Origin of the sequence: Nocardia inohanensis NBRC 100128, from assembly GCF_001612945.1 — a bacterium.
Lineage (GTDB): Bacteria > Actinomycetota > Actinomycetes > Mycobacteriales > Mycobacteriaceae > Nocardia > Nocardia inohanensis.
The window spans coordinates 88,129-106,330 of sequence record NZ_BDBK01000019.1 but is presented as its reverse complement, the minus strand read 5'-3'; the positions used below and the strand labels follow the sequence as shown (position 1 = coordinate 106,330).

The following is an 18,202-nucleotide window of genomic DNA, read 5'->3' as shown; positions in this document are numbered from 1 at the left end:
GGTTGGGCTACCCATCATCGCGTTCCCAGGGGAGAGTGCGTTTTCGCTCCCAGAGGGAAACGTCTGGATACTCGTCGGCGCGCCCAGCGCAGTTCTGACGTTCCGGACCGCATGCTGGGCGTGAAGATGCGACCACACCCTTTTGTGGGAGGGTTCCATCGTCTACGGCATTGAATATAATCTGTTCGGCATCGGTCCGAATTCCAGGATCAATATGCTCCATACCGAAGATCCGCTCATATCCGAGTTCCTCGGCCAGTTTTCGCATCGCTCTGGTTGTCTTGTTGTTGTTTACTGAATAGACTTTCTGGTCATCGAAAAGTCCTGTAGCTACAGTCGTTCCCTGATCCGCTATTTTGGCGCCGACTGGACTGTCTCCATATTTCGGAGCGCTGACTGTGTCATGGAGGGCCTGTGCATCGTCGAGTAATTGCCGAACCACCTCCGGTTTTGCAGGTGATGACGACCCGGATACTTCTTGGACTTCTTCCTCATTCGGCTTCGCGTGTTCATGATCGCCTGATCGATCCCACGCGGCGTCAGGGTGCAGACCGTTTCTGTCCTTTTCCGGAGTCCCGGGGGCGAAGCCGTCTTCGGTGACTCGGAACTTGGTGCCGTCGGGGCGGCAGATTTCCCAGGTGCCGTTGGGTGGGATGCGGGGGCGGAGGGTGCCGTTGGGGCCGGGTTCGGCGCTGCTGGTGTAGACGCGGCCTTGGGGGTCGGTCCAGACGAGGTCGGTGCCGGCTAGGACGTCTGCGCCGGTCAGGCGGGCTAGGTGGAGGGCGGCGCCGGAAGTGGCTGCGTCGCAGCCTATTAGGCGGAAGGGGGTTTTGCCGTCCCAGCCGAGGTGGGGGAGGGCCTCGGCTAGTTGGTCCATCGTGTAGAGGCGGTCGCCTATGCGGAGGTTGCCGTCTTTGGTGAGGTGGCCGTCTATGTCGAAGAAGTGGGGGTCGGGGGTAACCTTGGCGGCCAGGGCGGCTACCGGGTCGTTGGGGTCGTGGAGGGAGACGCCGCCTTCGGTGGGGCGGGCGAAATTGGTGAGGGGTGGGTCGTGGGGGAGGAGGAGGTTGTGGTTGTCGGAGAGGTATTTGGCTAGTTCGGGGTCGTGATCGGAGAGGTGGCGCCAGGCGGAGTCGGCGGTGTCGCGGTTGCGGAGGCCGGCTTCGTCGAGGAGGGTGCGGAAGTGTTCGCGGGCGGCGGGGAGGTTGTGGGCTTCGGCGGGGTTCTGGAGGGCGGTGTAGATGTCGGCTACCGCCTTGCGCATTCTCGGGTACTGCACGGCGGGGTCTACCGGGTGCGGGCGAGCTGCGCCGGGGCTGGGCTCGGGGGTGGTGTTTGGTTCGCGGGCAGGTGAATTCGGGGACGTGTCTGCGGGGCTGTGGCCCGAGGGCTTGGTTGCCGGTTCCTCGTTGTGAGGGCGGGTTGGGGCGACCTCTTCGTGGGTCTTGGGGCTGTTGGGCTCGGTTCGTACGGGGGTCGGTTCGGCGTTGTGTGGGCGCACGGCGGCAGGCTCACGGCCCTCCGGGCGTGCGGGAGCAGGCTCGGGGGTGTGCGGGCGGGTAGGAGCTTGTTCCGGGGCGAGGTTTGCGCGTGGTTTGCCCGTGACCGGATCGGGAAGTCCCGCAGACGGATTCACATCGTGGGGCCGGGCCGGGACGGCGGGTTCTTCGCGGGCGCCGAATCCTTCCAGGGAGAAGGGCACGCTGTCGTCTTTGACGAGTTCGTGTGGGAAGGGCTGGTCGGGTGTGCGGTCGTGCGGGGCCGCGGCCGGGCCCACGTCGTCGGGGTGCGCGCGTTGGGCTTCGGGAATCTCTTCCCACACCACGTGCATGACGCCGTCGGCGTCCATATCGCGTGACTTCACGCGGAATTGGCGGCCGTCGGGGATGAGAACCTCGGCTTCGCCGCGCTTGCCGGGCGGGCGCAGGAAGGAGATGTCCTTACCGGTCTCCGACAGGATGGTCAGTTTGACGGTCGGATTCCATTTGAACTTGTCTTTCGAGGTGGAGACGAAGCCCGGGTCTTCGACACCCGTGTCGGGACGGTTGTTCTGCCAGAACTTTTCCATCTGCTCGGGCGAGAGCATGATCGAACGCTTGACGGGACCGACGTGGTTCGGAAGCTTCTCCAGACCGCTGCGGATGTGTTCGATGGTGGCCGGTGAGACCGTTTCTAGCGGTTCTCCGTAGCGGAGATGGCGATTGATCTCGTTGTAGGCGGGACCGGCGTAGTCGTTGATCGCTTCGCGCTCGATCTGCGGCAGTGCATCGCAAGCGTCTTTGGCCGCTTGCTCGGCCGGTGTCAACTCCGGTTCGCTGCTGTGCGGGTGCTCGCCGCGCGCCAATGGTTGTTCGTGCGCGCCGTTTTCGCGTGCCGGGGAATGCGGGGCTTGGTCGGAATCGTGGGGGCGAGTGAACGACTTTTCGGGACCGGAGGTTTCCTCGGGCGTCCTGCGTGGACTGCCCTCGTCCGGATGCGATTTCTGCGGATTCTGCTCGGCTGCCGGACGTGACTCTTCCGGGCGGGCGCGCGCCGGTGCTTCCGTTTCCGATGTGCGGGCGAGTTCTTCTGCGGTGCGCGGATTCTCGTTCCTGGGGCGCGACCCCTCCGGCTGAACGGGTTCGGACGCGCGGCGGCCGTCCGGATGCTCGGCGGGGACGGTAGCTCGTTCACCCGGGGCGATATCGGTTCGCCCGGTGGTGCGCGGCGCTTCGGTGCCGGTGGTTTTGCCGTGCGCGGGTGCGGCGGCGGCCGCGTCCCGGTTCGTCGCGGCTCCGGCGCGGTTGCTCTCGGCGGGCGGGGTGTTTCCGGTCGGATCGGGTCGCGCGGTGGTGGCGGGCCGCTGCTCCACGGGGGTACGGGAATCACCGGCGGTAGGTGCGGGATTCGCGGGCTGGTTGTGTGCCGGGTTCGCCGGTTGACCGTGCGCCGGATTCGCGGATTGGCCGCCTTGGGGGGCGCCGGCGTCGCCGGCATGAGTGATCGGCGCCGCATGCGCTGCCGGTGCGGCGACAACGGGTTGCGCGCCGCCCTGCGCGCTCGGCGCCACCTCGGGGGACGCGTGCGGAATGCTCGCCTGCGCAGCGAGTTGGGCCGAGGTCGCCCCGCCCACCGCATCGCCCGCGGTGTGCGAACCGGCGGGCTGCGTACTGTGCCCGCCGGACGCGCCGCCGTCGCCGATCCCGCTGCTCTCCGGTGTTCCCGCCCTGCCGTGCAGGTTCTGCGCTCCGTCGTTCGAAGCCGGAGTCCACGGCGACCGCTCGCCCGCTCCGGTCGAGCCGCCCGCGTGCGATCCGGGACCTTGCGAATGCGGCTGTGCACCACCCGAACCGCCCCGGCTCAGCGCTCCGGTGCCATCGCCGAGTTTGGCAACATTGGTTTTCGGCGTGCTCGTTTTCGGCGGCCGGACCGCGCGGACCATGCCCGGCGCGGCTCCGCCGAACATGCCGGCGGTGATCATGCGTGGGTCGAATTCCCAATGCCCGCTGAGCAATCCGCTGGTCAGCAGTCCGGCCCCGGCGGCTCCGGCCCCGGCGCCCAACATGATGCCGCCGGCGGCGAGCACCCGCCCGCCGCGCGTGGCGGGTGTGCCTATCCGCCAACGCATCGCGCCGCCGATCCCCGCCGCGGCCAGCCCTCCTGCGGCTCCAGCCCACGCCATGGTCCGGGTCTGTTCCCAGTTGATGTCCTGGCGGCGCCCCTGCTTGTGCTGCCAGGTCTGAATGATGGCGTCCGGAGCCGCACCCAGCCCCGCGCCGAGCACGGCCGAGATCCCGGCCATTCGAAGGGCTTTGAGTGCCGTCTGCGCGGAGATGATCTCGGAGAATTTCACGCCCTGCCCGGCCAGCCGGGCCAGCAGCTTCTTCATGATCTGGCGCACCGTCACGCGGTTCACCGCGATCACCGCGGCTTCGGCGGCGGGTGCGCCCACCAGCGAGGCGGCGGCGATGGCCATATCCACCGCCATGATGAGCAACGTGGCGTGGAACATGAGCTTCGTGTATTCGAACTCGGTGCCGGTGTTCTCCGCCAGCCCGGCGATCTCTCCGAACCATTTCACAAGGCTGTCGAGGGATCCGTCGCCGCCGTTGTCGCCTTTCTTCAGCGACTCCAGCTGCTTGATCATCTCCTCGCCGCCCCCACCCTGCGGATAGGCCTGCCGGACAGCCGATATCGCCCCGTCGACATCGCCCTTGATGCTTTTCAGTTGGGCCGCGGCCTTTTTCCAGTCGTCGGCCAGCCCCCACATCTCGTCTTCATTGCCCTCGGGCCATTGCAGGCCGATCAGCCAGCCGAGCGAGTCGGCGGCAGGCGGACGCCAAATCACTACCGCATTCCCCCGTGCGCCCCCCGAACCGAATCGACAGCAATCGCTCGGTCCACCAGGCGATTTCACGGGCGGACCGGCTCTGATCTTGCTTTACGGTGTCACAGGAAACGGGAATCAGCAACCGACCGGTAGGGTCGCAAGGGCGTTTCGACCGGGCACCCGCGGTCGAGGAGGGGAGCGAAAACCGTGACCAGCACACGTACCGGAAACCTCGGCGAGCCACAGATCGCCGACCAGGCCCGGCCATTGACCCATGAACTCGCACAGGAACTCGCCATGGCCGCGCCGGCCGGTTGGGAACGCGTCGAGGCCGTGTTCGCGTGGACCGTCGCGGTGCAGACCTGGGACATCGTGTACTCGGCCGGGGGCGGTTCGGTTCGCGGCGAACCCACGACGGACGCGCTCGAATTGGTGCAGCTGCAAAGAGAATCCACGGTGCCGACTCCCGCAGGACCGTGGTGGCGCATGCGACTGGTGCTCACGAATGCCGGTGAGATCCGCACCGACTACGACTACGGCGACGAGCCTTTCCCCGACCATCAATTGTTTCCGCCCGAGGCATACCAGGCCGACCTGCGTGAATACCCGCGCCGCAGACTACCGATGTGGCTGGCGGCGTACGTGGGTCACGCGGGGCGGCAGCAGCGCTCGCCACGCATCGCCGCCGAACAGGCACGAGCGGACCGGGCGCGCGGCGTGGTTGGTCAGCCCGCCACGGATCTCCCTGAGCTGCCGGCGCTTTGGGCTCGGTGGGCGGTGCTCGCCGCGACCTTCGTCGCCGCCGAGGCCCAACAGGGTCCGCGGGTGCTGCCGTCGCTCGGCTGGTTCGAGAGTGCCGACCGCAGTGGCAGCACGCTGTATCTATTGCCGGGAAACCGGGCGATTCTCTCCGGTGGTGTCTGGAACGCCCCCGAACTCGACGCCGCTTACAACGATGGCGCGCCCCTTCCCGAACTCTATGCGGGCGCACCGGATTGGGTAGTGGACGCGGTCCTCAACCCGCGCGCCGGTTCCGGAATGCTGTCGTTCTGTTCATGGTGGGACAACGGCCGCTGGTATCGCGGTGAGTCGCCGTCCGCGTCGAACCTGACCACCGCCATTCCCGGAGTCTGGTCTGCGCAGGTCACCGCCGAGATCATCGAGGGCGTGCTGGCCGGTGTCACTGGGGAAGCCGTTTCGGGGCCGCCGAGAAGCGCCGTGGCGACATTGGTTTCGGCCGCCGAAGCGGGCGTTGTCACCTTCGATACCGTCGCCGCTGTCTTCGACCCCTCGCGCTTCGATGCCGATGCCGCCCTCGGCCAGTTCTCGTTCGCGGGCCTGCGCGCGTTCACGTAGGGTCGCGATATCGCTTAGTGGGGAGGAACACTCGATATGGGCCAGAACGTCGAAGCCGATCCGGTGCTGCTGAGCCAGGCCGCCGCCAAGACCACCGCCATCAGCGACGCGATCAAAGCGGTGCTGACCGGGCTGGAAGCGGCCGTCGACGGGCGCGGAACACCGTGGGGGCATGACAAACCCGGCAACCTGTTCGCCAATGGCGAGGACGGCAACGGGTACGTCGCGTCACGGCAGAACCTCGCCAAACTGACCGCCGACACCACCACCAACACCGGTGAGCAGGGCGGCGGCCAGGGCGACGCGGCAAAGCTGTTGCAGAACAGGGAACTGTCGAGCGCCGACGGTTTCCGGTCGATCAATGGCAAATGAGTTCCTGAAGACCGAGCTCGCGGCGATGGTCGACGAGTTCCAGGTCCAGATGCAGGTGCTCGCCGATTACCACCGGAAGCGTTCGCAGTTGACCGCTACCGGTACGGCGCTGCAACGGCGTGTCACCGTGGTCCTGAACGCTGACGGCGTGGTCATCGAGACCCGATTCGATCCGGACCTCGACCTCCACCTGTCCGAGCTCGCGGCGGCGGTGACCGAGGCGGCGCAGGCCGCGGCCACCGAATTGGCGAGCAAGACAGCCGAATTGACGGCCCCCATCCAGGAACGCCGCGACCGGCTGCCGAAGATGTCCGATCTGCTCGAGGAGGTCCCCGACCTCACCGCGCACATTCCGGAGTTCATCCCGGCTTCCATCGCGCCGCCCAATGCCGCCGAGCGGCGACAGCACGATGACTCCGGGATGGTCTTCACCGATGTCGAGGAGCTGGAGCGCCCGGCCGGGCAGATCATCGCCGACGATCGCTGGTGATCAGGTCCGGGTGATGATCCGGACCGCGAGGTTCTGTGCGCCCTCGCTGACCTCACCGACCCGGAAGTTCCGATCGGCGATGTGCCGCACCAGGTCCGGTTCCGGCGGCAGATTGTGCTTGCGCAGGTAGTGCGCGACCGAACCGGACCAGATCCATACGCCGTCGGTGTGGAAGGTCAGCGGCACATCGCGATCCGCCGGCGCGAACTCGTCCACGGCGTAGCTGCGGGCGGCGAGGACTACGGGCGCGCTGTCGAGGTAGGCGAGAACTCCGTCACGTAATGATGGGGCGAGTGGCTCCCGTACGGCCACGGGGCGGCCGCTGTCATCGCGTCCGTCGTAGACGTTCGCTGTGCGCGGTAGTTGAGGTAGCGGGTCGAACTCCATACTCACAGCCGATATCCCCCGGTTCATCGCCGATTCCACACCGATCTCGACGCTATCGGTGATGTGAAGCGCGGGCAAACGGTCAGTCGGTGACGGGGTCGGAGGCCGCGGCTTCGGCGCGGGCCAGCCAGGCCAGCCAGGCGCCCGCACCCAGCCGGGGTTCGTGGTAGCCGTCGGTGGTGCGGACTATGCGGGTGCCGGGTTGTTCGAGCCAGCGGACGAGGAGGGCGGCTTCTTCGGGGAGGGCGCCGCGGAGTGGGGGATAGGCGGGATCTTCGGTGGGGGTGGGGGATTCGAGGGGGGTGGGGATTACGGTTTCGGCGGATGCGGTGAGGTGGTCGACGGTGAGCATGGGGGAGACGCCGCGAGGGGCGTTGCCGGCGGCGGCCAGGCGGGCGTGGCGGATGACGGCGAATTGCCAGCCGCCGGCGCCGTCGGGGTGGGCGGCTGTCAGTTCGGGGATGCGGGCCAGGGCGGCTAGGCGCTGGGTGCGGCGGAGGGCTCGGATGATGGGGACGGTGCGGTCTCGGAGGCGGGCGGCTGCTTCGAAATGCTCTGCGGCTGAGAGGGATTCGAGCTTTTTGTCGATGGCGTGGAGGAGGGCGTCGTCGGCTCCGGCGAAGAGGGCTCGGATGGACTCGGGGGCCGGGGAGTATTCCTTTATATATAGGGGGCTGTTTTCAGTGGCTGCGGGGCAGCCGCCGACGATGGCGGGCTGGCAGTCGTGGCGGCCGGTGCGGGGGATGCGGGTGGTGCAGGTTCGCAGGCCGGAGTTCTCGGCGAGGGTGATGGAAATCTCTTGGGCTTCGGTGCGGGAATTGAAGGGGCCCAGGGCGTCTCGGGTGGGGGTGCGGGAGACGGCGAAGCGGGGGAAGGGTTCGTCGGTGAGGGTGAGCCACCAGGCGCGCTGCGGGAATTTGGAGCGGCGGTTGTAGGGCGGGGTGTGGGCGAGCAGGAGGCGGAGTTCGCGGACGCCGGCTTCCAGGCCGTGGGCGCACTCGACGTGATCCACGCGGGTGGCCAGTTGGACCATTTCGCGCATGCGGGGGCGGGTGTCGGAGCCGGTGAAGTAGTTGCGGACGCGGCGGCGCAGGTTCACCGCCGTCCCTATATAGAGGACTTCGTCGGAGGGGCCGCGGAAGAGGTAGACGCCGGGGGTGGCCGGAAGGTCGGTGGCCAGTACGCGTTTGGCGCGTTGGCGGCGGGTCACCTGAGGGAGGTAGTCGAGGAGTTCGGTGAGGCTGTGCACGCCTTGGTTGCCGACGCGGGCGATGAGGGCGTGCAGGACGTCGACGGTGGCGCGGGCGTCGTCGAGGGCGCGGTGGGTGGGGCGGGTCTCCGCGCCGAGCAGCTGCGCCAGGAACCACAGCTTCGCCGACGGCGCTTCGTCTTTGGTGAGTACCCGCCGGGCCAGCTGCACCGTGCAGACCACTTGGAAGGCGGGCCACGGGGTTTCGAGCCGGTTCGCGGCGGCACGCAGGAAGCCGGTGTCGAAGCGGGCGTTGTGGGCGACCAGCACCGCGCCCTTGGCGAACTCCAGGAAACCGGGCAGCACCTCTTCGATGCGCGGGGCATCCATGACCATGGCGGTGGTGATGCCGGTGATGTGCACGATCTGCGGCGGAATCGCGCAGCCCGGATTGACGAGGGTGGCGAACTCGCCGAGCACCTCGCCACCGCGCACCTTCACCGCGCCGATCTCGGTGATCGCGTCACCCTCGGGGCTGGTACCGGTGGTTTCGAGGTCGACAACCACGAAAGTGGTGTCGTACAGCGGGGTTTCGAGCTCATCGAAGGCCAGCTGCTGGGACACGGACAGCAAGCGTAGGCGGAGGGACCGACAAGATCCGTGTCCTGGGAAAACGCCGAAAATGTCTGAATATCGCATCGAGATACTCGAGATGAGGGCTTCGAATTGCGGAAATATGCAGAAATGTGGCCAGGGTCACATTGATTCATATTTCGCATGAATTCGGGTGGGCCGGGCGGATGGTTCGTGCCGGTGCTCGCCGCGTGCTGCCCACTCCCCGCGCGGTCGGGCGTGTCGCTCGCGGTCAGGCGTCCAGCCCAGGTCGCGGGGGTCGGTGCTGAGCTGGTGTTATGCGGAATCCGTCGAGCTCGAGCGCGTCTCGCCGGCGTGCCGGCTACCGGCGGGTAGCCGCCGGGAAGCTCTTGGCAAAACCGGCATCGTTATCGTTTCGTGATTGCTGTGATGTCTGTCGCACCGAAATACGGCCGCGTAACTATTTCCGATCACCGGGCGTTCGCCTCGGCTTTACAAGCCACCGTTATGTCCTCGTAATCTTCCTGAGACCTCGCGGAGTCCGACGCACCAACCCGGTGCGACGCTGCGGGGCAGATTGGAAGTACCTCATCATGGCGACCAACACCGTCAAGCGGGTCCGGGGCATGCAGCGCGGCGCGCAGCGTGCTGTCGCGGCCGGTGCCGTCGGCGCTGCCACGCTGAGCGCGCTGCTGCTGCCCGCCACTCCCGCCTCGGCGCAGCCGGTGACCATCCCCGGCGTCGGCACCTTCGATGTGCCGGACCAGGTTCAGCTCCCGGCCGGCATTCCCGGTGTGCCGGAATCGATTCCGGTGACCATCCCCGCCATCCCCGGCGTCGAGGTGCCCGGCGTGCCCGCGCCCGCCCCGCAGGCCAGCCCGCGCCAGGAAGCCGTGAACGCGGCGCTGAGCAAGGTCGGCTCCCCGTACGTGTACGGCGCCGCCGGGCCGAACGCCTTCGACTGCTCCGGTCTGGTGCAGTGGTCCTACGCGCAGGCCGGCGTCAGCCTGCCGCGCACCAGCTACGAACAGCTCAACGCCGGTTACGCGGTGTCCGAGGACGCGCTGGAGCCGGGCGACGTGGTGTCGTTCTACGGCGGCAGCCACTCCGGCATCTACGTCGGCGACGGCAATGTGGTGCACGCCTCCACCTCCGGCCAGCCGGTGAAGGTCGCCCCCATCTCGTCGATGCCGTTCGCGGGCGCGCGTCGCGTCTGAGGCTCGAACCGCAGGTCGTGACCTGCGAGCGAAGCGGCGGCCGTAATGATTCCGTGGCCTGCTGGACACAACCGGTCGCCGTTTCGTAATCTTATCGAGACCTTCTTTTCCAGCTCGGGGTAAGAGAACGGGACGACGGTGGCAGCGCAGCAGCATCGAACACGGCAGTATCGGGTGCGGGACTCTCGTACGGCGAAACTGGTGGGAGGCGCGCTGGCCGCCGGAATCATCGTGGTGGCCTCCGGTGGGGCCGGACCCGCGACAGCCGACCCGGTGGCCGCACCGGCATCCGCGGGGGAAGCGGTGCAGAAGCTGGTCGACCTGTCGCGGCAGTCCGAACAACTCAACCAGCAGGCCCTCGACGCGCAGACCGACCTGGACAACAAGCTCACCATCGCCCGGGACGCCGACGCCAAGGCCGCCGACGCCGCCGCCGCACTCGAATCGGCGCGCGGCGAGATCCGCAAGTATCAGCCGGTCATCGACCGTGCCGCCACTTCCAGCCTGCTCGGCGGCCGCACCAACCGGCTCAGCTCGCTGCTGGTCAGCAGCTCCCCGCAGCAACTGCTCGATCAGATGTCCATCGTGGATCTGGTCGGCACCCGCACCAATGCGCAACTGAGCCAATACAAACAGGTCAGCGATGCCGCCGCGGCCGCGGAGAACACCGCCCGCACCGCCGCCGAATCCGCTCGCGCCGCCAGCAATCAGGCCGACACCGTGCGCGCCGAGCTGGAGCGCAAGCGCTCCGATCTACAGGGCTCCATCGCCAGCGTGATCGCCGCCTGGGGTCAGCTCTCCGCCAGTGACAAGTCCGCACTGGCCGGATCCATGTTCCCGCCCGGCTTCGACCGGGACTCGTTGCTGCGCGGCCTGGTTCCCGGCAGCGGCACCAGCGCCCTGGCCGCCGGGCTCACCCGCGTCGGCGCGCCCTATGTCTGGGGCGCGGTCGGACCCGATCAATTCGATTGCTCGGGCCTGGTGCAGTGGGCTTTTCACCAGGTCGGCAAGGATGTGCCGCGCACCAGCCAGCAGCAGTCCAACTTCGGCACGCCCGTCGATCAGAAGGACCTCCAGCCCGGCGACGTGGTCTTCTTCTACTCTGAGGTCTCACACGTGGGCATCTACGCCGGCAACGGATTGATGTTGCACGCTTCGACTTTCGGCGTTCCGGTCGCGGTCGCGCCGATGGGTTCCACCCCGTTCCATTCCGCGCGCCGGTTCTGACCGCGCGGTCCCACTCGGAGGAGGCAGCTTGCGCACCCACGGTCCGGCCTGCGTCCCGCCGCGTGCGGAGCTGGGATGACGGCGATCCGGCAGATGCGCGGCTGGCTGTCTGCCAAGCGGCGATTCCAGTTCGTGCTCACCCTGGTGATGGTCAGCGGGCTGACCGCCGCCTGCGGGGCGCTGCTCATGCTGCCCAATTCGGTGCTGCCGAAGTTGCGTGCGGTGGTGCCGGCTTCGGATGCGCTGACCATTACCGATCCGCAGCTCGGTGAGGTGCGCCGGACCATGGAGTCCTACGGGAAAGTGGTGACCGAACCGGTGCCCACCGGGTCCGGGAAGGTCGGCGTGGTCCTCGGGCATCCCGCCCGGCAGAGCGATATCGATGTGCTCGCACGGGAATTGGCCGCCGCGACCGTCGCGGTCAGCGGGTTGTGGGGTGCGGATTGGTCGCAGGCCCCGGTCGTGGTGGTTGCCTCGAGTCCCGCCGAATTCGCCGCGCTCACCCATGCCACCGCGCTCCCGCCCGCCGAGGTGGCGGCCGCGACCGTCGCCGATCCGTTCCTTCCTGGCGGTAAACCCAAGGGGCAGCGGGTGGTCTTCGGGTCCGAAGCCGGGCAGCGGCTGGGCGCGGACGGCCTGCGGGTGACCCTGCGGCACGAGCTCACGCATGTCGCGGCGCGCGCGGTCACCGTGGACGGATCGCCGCAGTGGATGCTCGAAGGGTTCGCCGAATACTCCGCCTACCGGGGGCTGCGTCGTCCGATCACCGAAACCGCGCCGGCCCTGACCAATCGCGCGCGTGCCGGTGACCTGCCCGCCGACCTGCCCTCGGATTCGGCCTTCGCACCCGAGGGGGGACAGCCCGCGCTGGCCTACGAACAGGGCTGGGCGGCCTGCGCTTTCACGGCCGACCGGTTCGGTGACCAGAAGCTGGTGGAGTTGTACCGGCAGCTGGCCACCGGACCCAAGGACCGGGCCGCCGTGGACGCCATCCTCCAGAAAACCCTGGCCACATCGTATTCCGGCTTCATCGCCGACTGGCGCGCGTGGATCACCGCCCGCACCGCGGAAGGCGCGTGAACGGACTCGGATGAACCCGGGCCCGGCCCTCGTCGGCGCGTCGCGCGCGAGGATTCGGGCTGGGGTGGGGATCGGGGAGCGGTGCAGTAGGTTTGTGGGATGGGGCGAACTCTGCTGGTTACCAATGATTTCCCGCCGCGACCGGGAGGTATCCAGTCCTATGTGCATTCGCTGGCCATGCAGCTGCCACCGGACGAGCTGGTGGTGTACGCGCCGCGGTGGAAGGGCGACAGCCACTGGAAGTTCGATGCCGATCAGCCGTTTCAAGTGGTGCGGCATCCCACGACCCTGATGCTGCCGACACCGCTGGTGGCGCGGAAGGCGCGCAAGCTCATGCGGGACGAGGGATGCGATCGGGTGTGGTTCGGGGCGGCCGCTCCGCTCGCCCTGATGTCGCCGTACCTGCGTAAATACGGAGCCGAGCGGATCGTCGCCGCCACCCACGGGCACGAGGTCGGCTGGTCGATGATCCCGGGCGCGCGCCAAGCCCTGCGGGTGATCGGCGACCACACCGATGTGGTGACCTATGTCAGCAAATACACCCGCCGCCGGTTCTCGCCCGCGTTCGGGGCGCAGGCGGCACTCGAATATCTGCCTCCCGCTGTGGATTCCGAGGTGTTCAAGCCGGATCCGGCCGCGCGGGCGGAGCTGCGGCAACGCTACGGGCTGGGGGACCGGCCCACCATCCTGTGCCTGTCGCGACTGATGCCGCGCAAGGGCCAGGACATGTTGATCATGGCCATGCTCGACGTTCGCCGGCGGATCGACGGCGCGGTGCTGGTCATCGCGGGCGGCGGGCCGTACGAACAGAAGCTGCGCGGACTCGCCGAGGCCCTGGGTCTCCAAGACGATGTGGTGTTCGCGGGCCGGGTCGCGTCCAAGGAGCTCGCCGCGCACTACACGATCGCCGATGTGTTCGCCATGCCCTCCCGCACCCGCGGCTTCGGCCTGGATGTCGAGGGCCTGGGCATCGTCTACCTGGAGGCTTCCGCCGCGGGAGTGCCCGTGGTCGCGGGCAATTCGGGTGGAGCGCCGGAGACCGTGCGCGAAGGCGAGACCGGTCTGGTCGTCAACGGCCGCTCCACCGACTCCATCACCGAGGCAATTGTCCAGATCCTCTCCGACCGCGATGCCGCCGCCCGCATGGGTTCGGCCGGTCGAGCCTGGGTACAGCAGCAATGGAGGTGGGATCTCATGGGTGAACGACTACGCGAACTCCTCGACCCGAATGTCCGGCAGGCACTGCGCTAGGCTCAGCGCCGTGAGCAGTATCCAGGTTGCCGATCAGACCTTCGTCGCCGCGCCGGGCACGGCCGTGGCCGAGGTACTGGCGGATCGTGGCCGGTGGCGCCGGTGGTGGCCGGACCTGACCCTTCAGGTCCGGGAAGACCGGGGTGACAAGGGGATTCGCTGGACCGTCGAGGGGCCGGTGACCGGCACCATGGAGGTCTGGCTGGAACCCATGCTGGACGGCGTGATCATGCATTACTTCATGCACGCCGAACCGCAGGCGCTGACCGGCATGTCGGCGCGGGAACTGCTGGCCGCCAACCGGGCTCGCCGGGTCGCCGGCAAGAAGATGACCTTCGAGGTGAAGGCCCGGCTGGAAGCCGGTCGCAAGGCCGGCGTCGCCCCCTCCGCGCGCTAATTCACCCACCTCGCGGCGGTCCGCCCGCCGCGTCCAGAAAGGAAGCGTTGCCACCCATGGCCGATCGCACTCAACGGTCGATCGTGATCGCCGCCCCCGCCGATCGGGTGATGGGCGTGATCGCCGACCTGGAGTCGTATCCGGAATGGGTCGCCGCGGCCCGCTCGGTGGAGGTGCTCGAGAAGTACCCCGACGGCCGGGCCCGCACCGCGCGTTTCGTGCTGGACGCCGGCGTCGTCAAGGACACTTACACGCTGTCCTATACCTGGCGGCCCGACGGCAAGGCGGTCAGCTGGACGCTGGTCGGCGGTGACTTGCAGAAGGCGCAGGACGGCACCTACGAGCTGATCGCGCTGCCGGACGGCACCACCCAGGTGGTCTACGAACTCACCGTCGACCTGAACATCCCGATGATCGGTATGTTCAAGCGCAAAGCCGAGAAGGTCATCACCGACACGGCATTGAAGGAACTCAAGAAACGGGTCGAAGGCTGACCGCGAGTACACAGGGGGGCCCGCCGCGGCCATCCACCAGGGTGGAGCTGTTCGTCGGCAAGGGCGGAGTGGGGAAGACGACGCTGGCCTGCGCGACCGCGCTCGCCTATGCGCGCGACGGGCAGCGGGTGCTGCTGGCCTCGCTGGATCAGGCGCATTCGCTCGGCGATGCGCTGGGGTTCCGGTTCCGGCGCGAACCCGGCGGGGTGGCCTCGGTCGCCACCGGGCTCGATGTGATCGAAGTGGATTCGCTTGCGCTGCTGGAGGATCGATTCCGGTCGGTGGCCTTGATGCTCTCCGGGGCGGGGCACGATCACGGGGTCGATATCGGGGCGCTGGATCCGGCCGAAGTCACCGGGCTGCCCGGGGTGCAGGAGATCCTGGCGCTGCTGGAGATCACCCAGTTCGCCGAGCGCGCCCGCTGGGATGTGATCGTGGTGGACTGCCCGCCCTCGGCGGACATGCTGCGCATCGTCACCACGCCCGACACGCTGCTGGGTTACCTGGAACGGGTATGGCCCGCGCATTCGCGCACTTTGAGCGCCGCCGGCGGGGATTTCCGCAAGGCGGTACTGGCGGTCAGCGTCGAGCAGATCGTGGCCGCGGTGGCGGGCGCACGGGACCTGATCGCCGATCGCGAGCGCACCGGAGCCCGCCTGGTGACCGCGCCCGAACGGGTGGCCGTGGCCGAATCCGCGCGCGTCCGCTCCGCCGCCGCGCTGCTCGGCCTGCGCCTGGATTCCATACTGGTCAACCGGGTATTACCCGAAATGCCTGCTCCGGCAGGTACGGAAGAGCCGCATCCCGCGGTGCGCTGGTACTTCAACCGCCGCGGCGAGCAGCTCGACGTGGTCGACGAACTCCGCAAGCGCATGCCCGGTATACCCGTCCAGGTGGTCGGGCACGCCGGGTCCGAGCCGATCGGTCTCGCCGCCCTCTCCGCGTTGTCCTACGAGGTCGACGCGAGTGGTAACTGGGTGGGAACGGGTCCGGTACCTATGCTTGGCACAGATGTGGACGCCGCGACGTCCGTTTCCGCCGGGCCGGTGGTGCGGCTCGAATCCGGAACCGGGCTGCACTCGGTGTTCGCGATGCGCATGCATCTGCCGGTGGTCGATCCGTCGACCGTGCAGCTGGGACGAGTGGAGGACGATTTGATCGTGGGAGCGGACGGCGTCAGGCGGCGCCTGCGCCTGGCACCGGTATTGCGGCGGTGCACGGTCGATGGCGCCGAACTCGACGGCGATCAACTCGTCATCCGATTCCGTCCCGACCCTCAGGTGTGGCCGAAATGAGTACGACAACGCGAAACGATGCGGCGGGCGGGTCGAGCGCGCACGACAGTGCGCGGCCCGGTCAAGCCGAGGTCAACTTCGCCGAATTCGCCGAGGAGCTGCGGCTGCTCGCCGAGGCCGTGCTCGAGCGCGTCGAACCGGTGCTGCGGCGCACGGCCTCCGACGGCCGGGTCACCTGGGACAATTGCAGCTGGTGCCCGGTCTGCGCGGCGGCCGCCATCGTGCGCGGTGAGCATCACGACGTGGTCGCGGCCATCGCCGACCATGGGACCGCGATCGTCACGGTGCTGCGCGAAGCGCTCGCCGGGGTGCCCGTGGAGCCGGTGATCCCGCCGGACCTGGACCCCGAATCCGCCGAATTCCATGCCCAGCACCAGCATTCGGGCACGCGGGCGGGTATCCCGCCCGAGGCGCCGGAGACCGGTTCCGCGAGCGAGTCCGGCGCCGAGGGTAAGCGCCGCTTCGGCCGCGGCCCCGGCACCGCCCGCCGACCTGGCGACGAGAATGCCGCCGCCCCTGCGGATTCCGGGCCCGCACCGGGTCGCAAAACGGGGGAGCGAGGGCGGTCGAAGCCGGGCTACGTGCCCATCAACGTCACCATCAAGGCATGAACGGCGGTGGGAACGTGCCGTTGACAGTCGGAATCGATGTGGGCGGCACGAACATTCGCGCGTCGGTGGTGGACGGGTCCGGGGAGGTCCTCGACACCGTCACCGCTCCGACCCCGCAATCCGCCCGCGCGCTCGAGGACGCCCTCGCCCGCGCGGTGCGTGAGCTGTGCGCCCGGCATCCCATCGGCGCGGTGGGCCTCGCGGTTGCCGGTTTCGTCGACGAAGACCGTGCCACCGTGCGTTTCGCACCCCACCTGCCCTGGGAGGACGCGCCCGTAGCGCAGCGCCTGACCGACCGCCTCGGCCTGCCGGTGATCCTGGAACACGATGCCAACGCGGCGCTTTGGGCCGAATACCGTTTCGGCGCGGCCGCCGGTGGTCGCAATGTTGTGCTCGTGGCCATCGGCACCGGCATCGGCGCGGCCCTGCTGATCAGCGGCCAGCTCTATCGCGGAAGCTACGGCGTGGCACCGGAACTCGGCCACATCCAGGTGGTGCCCCAGGGCCGAGCCTGCGCCTGCGGCAAACGCGGTTGCTGGGAACGCTATTGCAGCGGAACAGCTCTCGTCGACACCGCCCTGGAAATGCTGGCCACCGACCCGCAGCGCTCCAAAGTCCTGGCCCGGGAGGCCCTCCGCGACCCCGGCTCTCTCACCGGCCGCCGCGTCGCCGGCGCGGCCCAAGACGGCGACCCCGTGGCCCAGGACGTGATGACCGACTTCGCCCGCTGGCTAGGTCTCGGCCTGGCCGCCGTCAGCGATATCTTCGACCCTGACCTGATCGTCGTAGCCGGCGGCGTAAGCACCTCGGCTCCGCTGTTCCTGGACGACGCCCGTGAACACTACGCAGCCTCGATCACCGGCGCCCGGCACCGCCACCTGGCCCGCATCCGCACCGCCCAATTGGGCGAAGCCGCAGGCATGATCGGCGCCGCCGAACTGGCCCGGGCCGCCCTCGAGGTCCCCCACACCGCCGTCCCCGCCCACCGTTGACCGCTCCGGGACTCCTCCAGCTGTAAAAGCTGGATGAACCGATCACATTGGGCGGGGGAGAGGTTGGTCACCGATCGGTCTCAGCGGTAGGGTGGGCTTTTGAGTGTGGTGCCCGCAACGAGGCCGGTCCCGGGTATCGAAAAAGGGGAAAGGACGCAATGTTCTACTGGCTGCTGAAGTTCGTCTTCGTGGGACCGCTGATCCAGTTGCTGAACCGGCCCAAGGTCGAAGGCATCGAGAACATACCGGCCGATGGTGCGGCGATTCTCGCCGGTAATCACCTGAGCTTCACGGACTGGCTGTTCACCCCGCTTGCCAGTCCCCGGCGCATCACCTACCTGGCCAAGGCCGAGTACTTCACCACCCCCGGCCTCAAGGGGCGGTTGCAGAAGTTCTTCTTCTCCGGCACCGGCCAGTACCCGATCGACCGCTCCGGCGCGAGCGCTGCCGAGGGTGCGCTGAACACCGCGCGCAAGCTGCTGGAGGAGGGCCGCCTGGTCGGGTTGTACCCGGAGGGCACCCGCTCCCCGGACGGCCGCCTGTACAAGGGCAAGACCGGTGTGGCCCGCCTCGCTCTGGAGACCGGCGTCCCGGTGATCCCGGTGGCGCTGATCGGCACCGACCAGGTCTGCCCGCCCGGACCGTTCCGCTGGCGGCCGCGCAAGGTGACCGTGAAGTTCGGTAAGCCGATCGACTTCTCGCGCTACGAAGGCATGGGCGGCAACCGTTTCGTCGAGCGCGCAGTCACCGACGAGATCATGTACGAACTCATGACCATGGCCGGGCAGGAGTACGTGGACGTCTACGCCGCCAGCCTGAAGGAAGGCGTGCCGTCGGGTTCGCGTCCCGATGCCGACCGCGTCCCGCAGACCATGGCCGGCTGAGTCTCCGCCTGGCGGAACACGATCGAAAAGAACCCCGGGAGCGATTCCCGGGGTTCT

General features: G+C 68.3%; 16 protein-coding genes. 13 read left to right on the top strand and 3 right to left on the bottom strand.

The genetic code is table 11. From position 1 onward, the window contains the following. Window positions 1-7: 7 nt before the first annotated feature. Window positions 8-4,327: a WXG100-like domain-containing protein gene (locus tag NI1_RS34955; protein ID WP_067830130.1), complete on the bottom strand. Its 4,320-nt coding sequence runs from the start codon at window positions 4,325-4,327 to the stop codon at window positions 8-10. Window positions 4,328-4,516: 189 nt separating this feature from the next. On the opposite strand from NI1_RS34955, the gene NI1_RS34950 reads away from it, so the two are divergent. The 3 genes from NI1_RS34950 to NI1_RS34940 are packed head-to-tail and all read left to right on the top strand — an operon-like array spanning window position 4,517 to window position 6,527. Then, a complete protein-coding gene (locus NI1_RS34950) occupies window positions 4,517-5,665 on the top strand; it encodes a hypothetical protein (RefSeq protein WP_157535505.1) in 1,149 nt (382 codons plus the stop codon). Window positions 5,666-5,701: 36 nt separating this feature from the next. Beyond that, window positions 5,702-6,037: a hypothetical protein gene (locus NI1_RS34945; RefSeq protein ID WP_067830124.1), complete on the top strand. Its 336-nt coding sequence runs from the start codon at window positions 5,702-5,704 to the stop codon at window positions 6,035-6,037. Then, on the top strand, window positions 6,027-6,527 hold the full coding sequence (locus NI1_RS34940) for a YbaB/EbfC family nucleoid-associated protein (RefSeq protein WP_067830121.1): 501 nt from the start codon (window positions 6,027-6,029) through the stop codon (window positions 6,525-6,527). The genes NI1_RS34945 and NI1_RS34940 overlap by 11 nt, the downstream gene beginning before the upstream one ends. Here NI1_RS34940 and NI1_RS38315 read toward each other — a convergent pair whose 3' ends face one another. Both NI1_RS38315 and NI1_RS34930 read right to left on the bottom strand, forming a co-directional pair. Then, window positions 6,528-6,920, bottom strand: a complete 393-nt coding sequence (locus NI1_RS38315; protein ID WP_157535504.1) for a hypothetical protein — start codon at window positions 6,918-6,920, stop codon at window positions 6,528-6,530. 76 nt (window positions 6,921-6,996) lie between these two features. Beyond that, window positions 6,997-8,727: a DEDD exonuclease domain-containing protein gene (locus tag NI1_RS34930; protein WP_067830424.1), complete on the bottom strand. Its 1,731-nt coding sequence runs from the start codon at window positions 8,725-8,727 to the stop codon at window positions 6,997-6,999. 563 nt (window positions 8,728-9,290) lie between these two features. Here NI1_RS34930 and NI1_RS34925 point away from each other — a divergent pair. The 10 genes from NI1_RS34925 to NI1_RS34880 all read left to right on the top strand — a co-directional run bounded on the left by NI1_RS34925 (window position 9,291) and on the right by NI1_RS34880 (window position 18,145). Further along, window positions 9,291-9,914 carry a C40 family peptidase gene (locus tag NI1_RS34925; protein ID WP_067830116.1) on the top strand — a complete coding sequence of 208 codons (624 nt, stop codon included), beginning with the start codon at window positions 9,291-9,293 and terminating at the stop codon, window positions 9,912-9,914. A gap of 174 nt (window positions 9,915-10,088) precedes the next feature. Further along, window positions 10,089-11,141: an NlpC/P60 family protein gene (locus NI1_RS34920; protein ID WP_067830113.1), complete on the top strand. Its 1,053-nt coding sequence runs from the start codon at window positions 10,089-10,091 to the stop codon at window positions 11,139-11,141. A gap of 75 nt (window positions 11,142-11,216) precedes the next feature. Then, window positions 11,217-12,221, top strand: a complete 1,005-nt coding sequence (locus NI1_RS34915; protein WP_067830110.1) for a hypothetical protein — start codon at window positions 11,217-11,219, stop codon at window positions 12,219-12,221. A 99-nt stretch (window positions 12,222-12,320) separates the two neighbouring features. After that, on the top strand, window positions 12,321-13,472 hold the full coding sequence (locus NI1_RS34910) for a glycosyltransferase family 4 protein (protein WP_067830108.1): 1,152 nt from the start codon (window positions 12,321-12,323) through the stop codon (window positions 13,470-13,472). 10 nt (window positions 13,473-13,482) lie between these two features. Further along, window positions 13,483-13,869, top strand: a complete 387-nt coding sequence (locus tag NI1_RS34905; protein WP_084524199.1) for a polyketide cyclase / dehydrase and lipid transport — start codon at window positions 13,483-13,485, stop codon at window positions 13,867-13,869. A 56-nt stretch (window positions 13,870-13,925) separates the two neighbouring features. Continuing rightward, window positions 13,926-14,363 carry an SRPBCC family protein gene (locus tag NI1_RS34900; protein ID WP_067830103.1) on the top strand — a complete coding sequence of 146 codons (438 nt, stop codon included), beginning with the start codon at window positions 13,926-13,928 and terminating at the stop codon, window positions 14,361-14,363. A 41-nt stretch (window positions 14,364-14,404) separates the two neighbouring features. Continuing rightward, a complete protein-coding gene (locus tag NI1_RS34895) occupies window positions 14,405-15,658 on the top strand; it encodes an ArsA family ATPase (protein WP_369690163.1) in 1,254 nt (417 codons plus the stop codon). Next, complete coding sequence (locus NI1_RS38700; RefSeq protein ID WP_174564553.1) at window positions 15,655-16,269, top strand: hypothetical protein; 615 nt, start codon at window positions 15,655-15,657, stop codon at window positions 16,267-16,269. The genes NI1_RS34895 and NI1_RS38700 overlap by 4 nt, the downstream gene beginning before the upstream one ends. Continuing rightward, the gene (locus NI1_RS34885) at window positions 16,266-17,261 is read left to right on the top strand and encodes an ROK family glucokinase (RefSeq protein ID WP_067830101.1); all 996 of its coding nucleotides are present in this window, start codon (window positions 16,266-16,268) and stop codon (window positions 17,259-17,261) included. The genes NI1_RS38700 and NI1_RS34885 overlap by 4 nt, the downstream gene beginning before the upstream one ends. Before the next feature lie 158 nt (window positions 17,262-17,419). Then, complete coding sequence (locus NI1_RS34880) at window positions 17,420-18,145, top strand: lysophospholipid acyltransferase family protein (RefSeq protein ID WP_067830098.1); 726 nt, start codon at window positions 17,420-17,422, stop codon at window positions 18,143-18,145. Window positions 18,146-18,202: the final 57 nt, after the last annotated feature.

Coding starts and splice junctions, on each gene's coding strand:
- NI1_RS34900 (WP_067830103.1), top strand. CDS start 13,926: ATGGCCGATCGCACTCAACGGTCGATCGTGATCGCCGCCCCCGCCGAT.
- NI1_RS38700 (WP_174564553.1), top strand. CDS start 15,655: ATGAGTACGACAACGCGAAACGATGCGGCGGGCGGGTCGAGCGCGCAC.
- NI1_RS34925 (WP_067830116.1), top strand. CDS start 9,291: ATGGCGACCAACACCGTCAAGCGGGTCCGGGGCATGCAGCGCGGCGCG.
- NI1_RS34945 (WP_067830124.1), top strand. CDS start 5,702: ATGGGCCAGAACGTCGAAGCCGATCCGGTGCTGCTGAGCCAGGCCGCC.
- NI1_RS34940 (WP_067830121.1), top strand. CDS start 6,027: ATGGCAAATGAGTTCCTGAAGACCGAGCTCGCGGCGATGGTCGACGAG.
- NI1_RS34910 (WP_067830108.1), top strand. CDS start 12,321: ATGGGGCGAACTCTGCTGGTTACCAATGATTTCCCGCCGCGACCGGGA.
- NI1_RS34880 (WP_067830098.1), top strand. CDS start 17,420: ATGTTCTACTGGCTGCTGAAGTTCGTCTTCGTGGGACCGCTGATCCAG.
- NI1_RS34915 (WP_067830110.1), top strand. CDS start 11,217: ATGACGGCGATCCGGCAGATGCGCGGCTGGCTGTCTGCCAAGCGGCGA.
- NI1_RS34885 (WP_067830101.1), top strand. CDS start 16,266: ATGAACGGCGGTGGGAACGTGCCGTTGACAGTCGGAATCGATGTGGGC.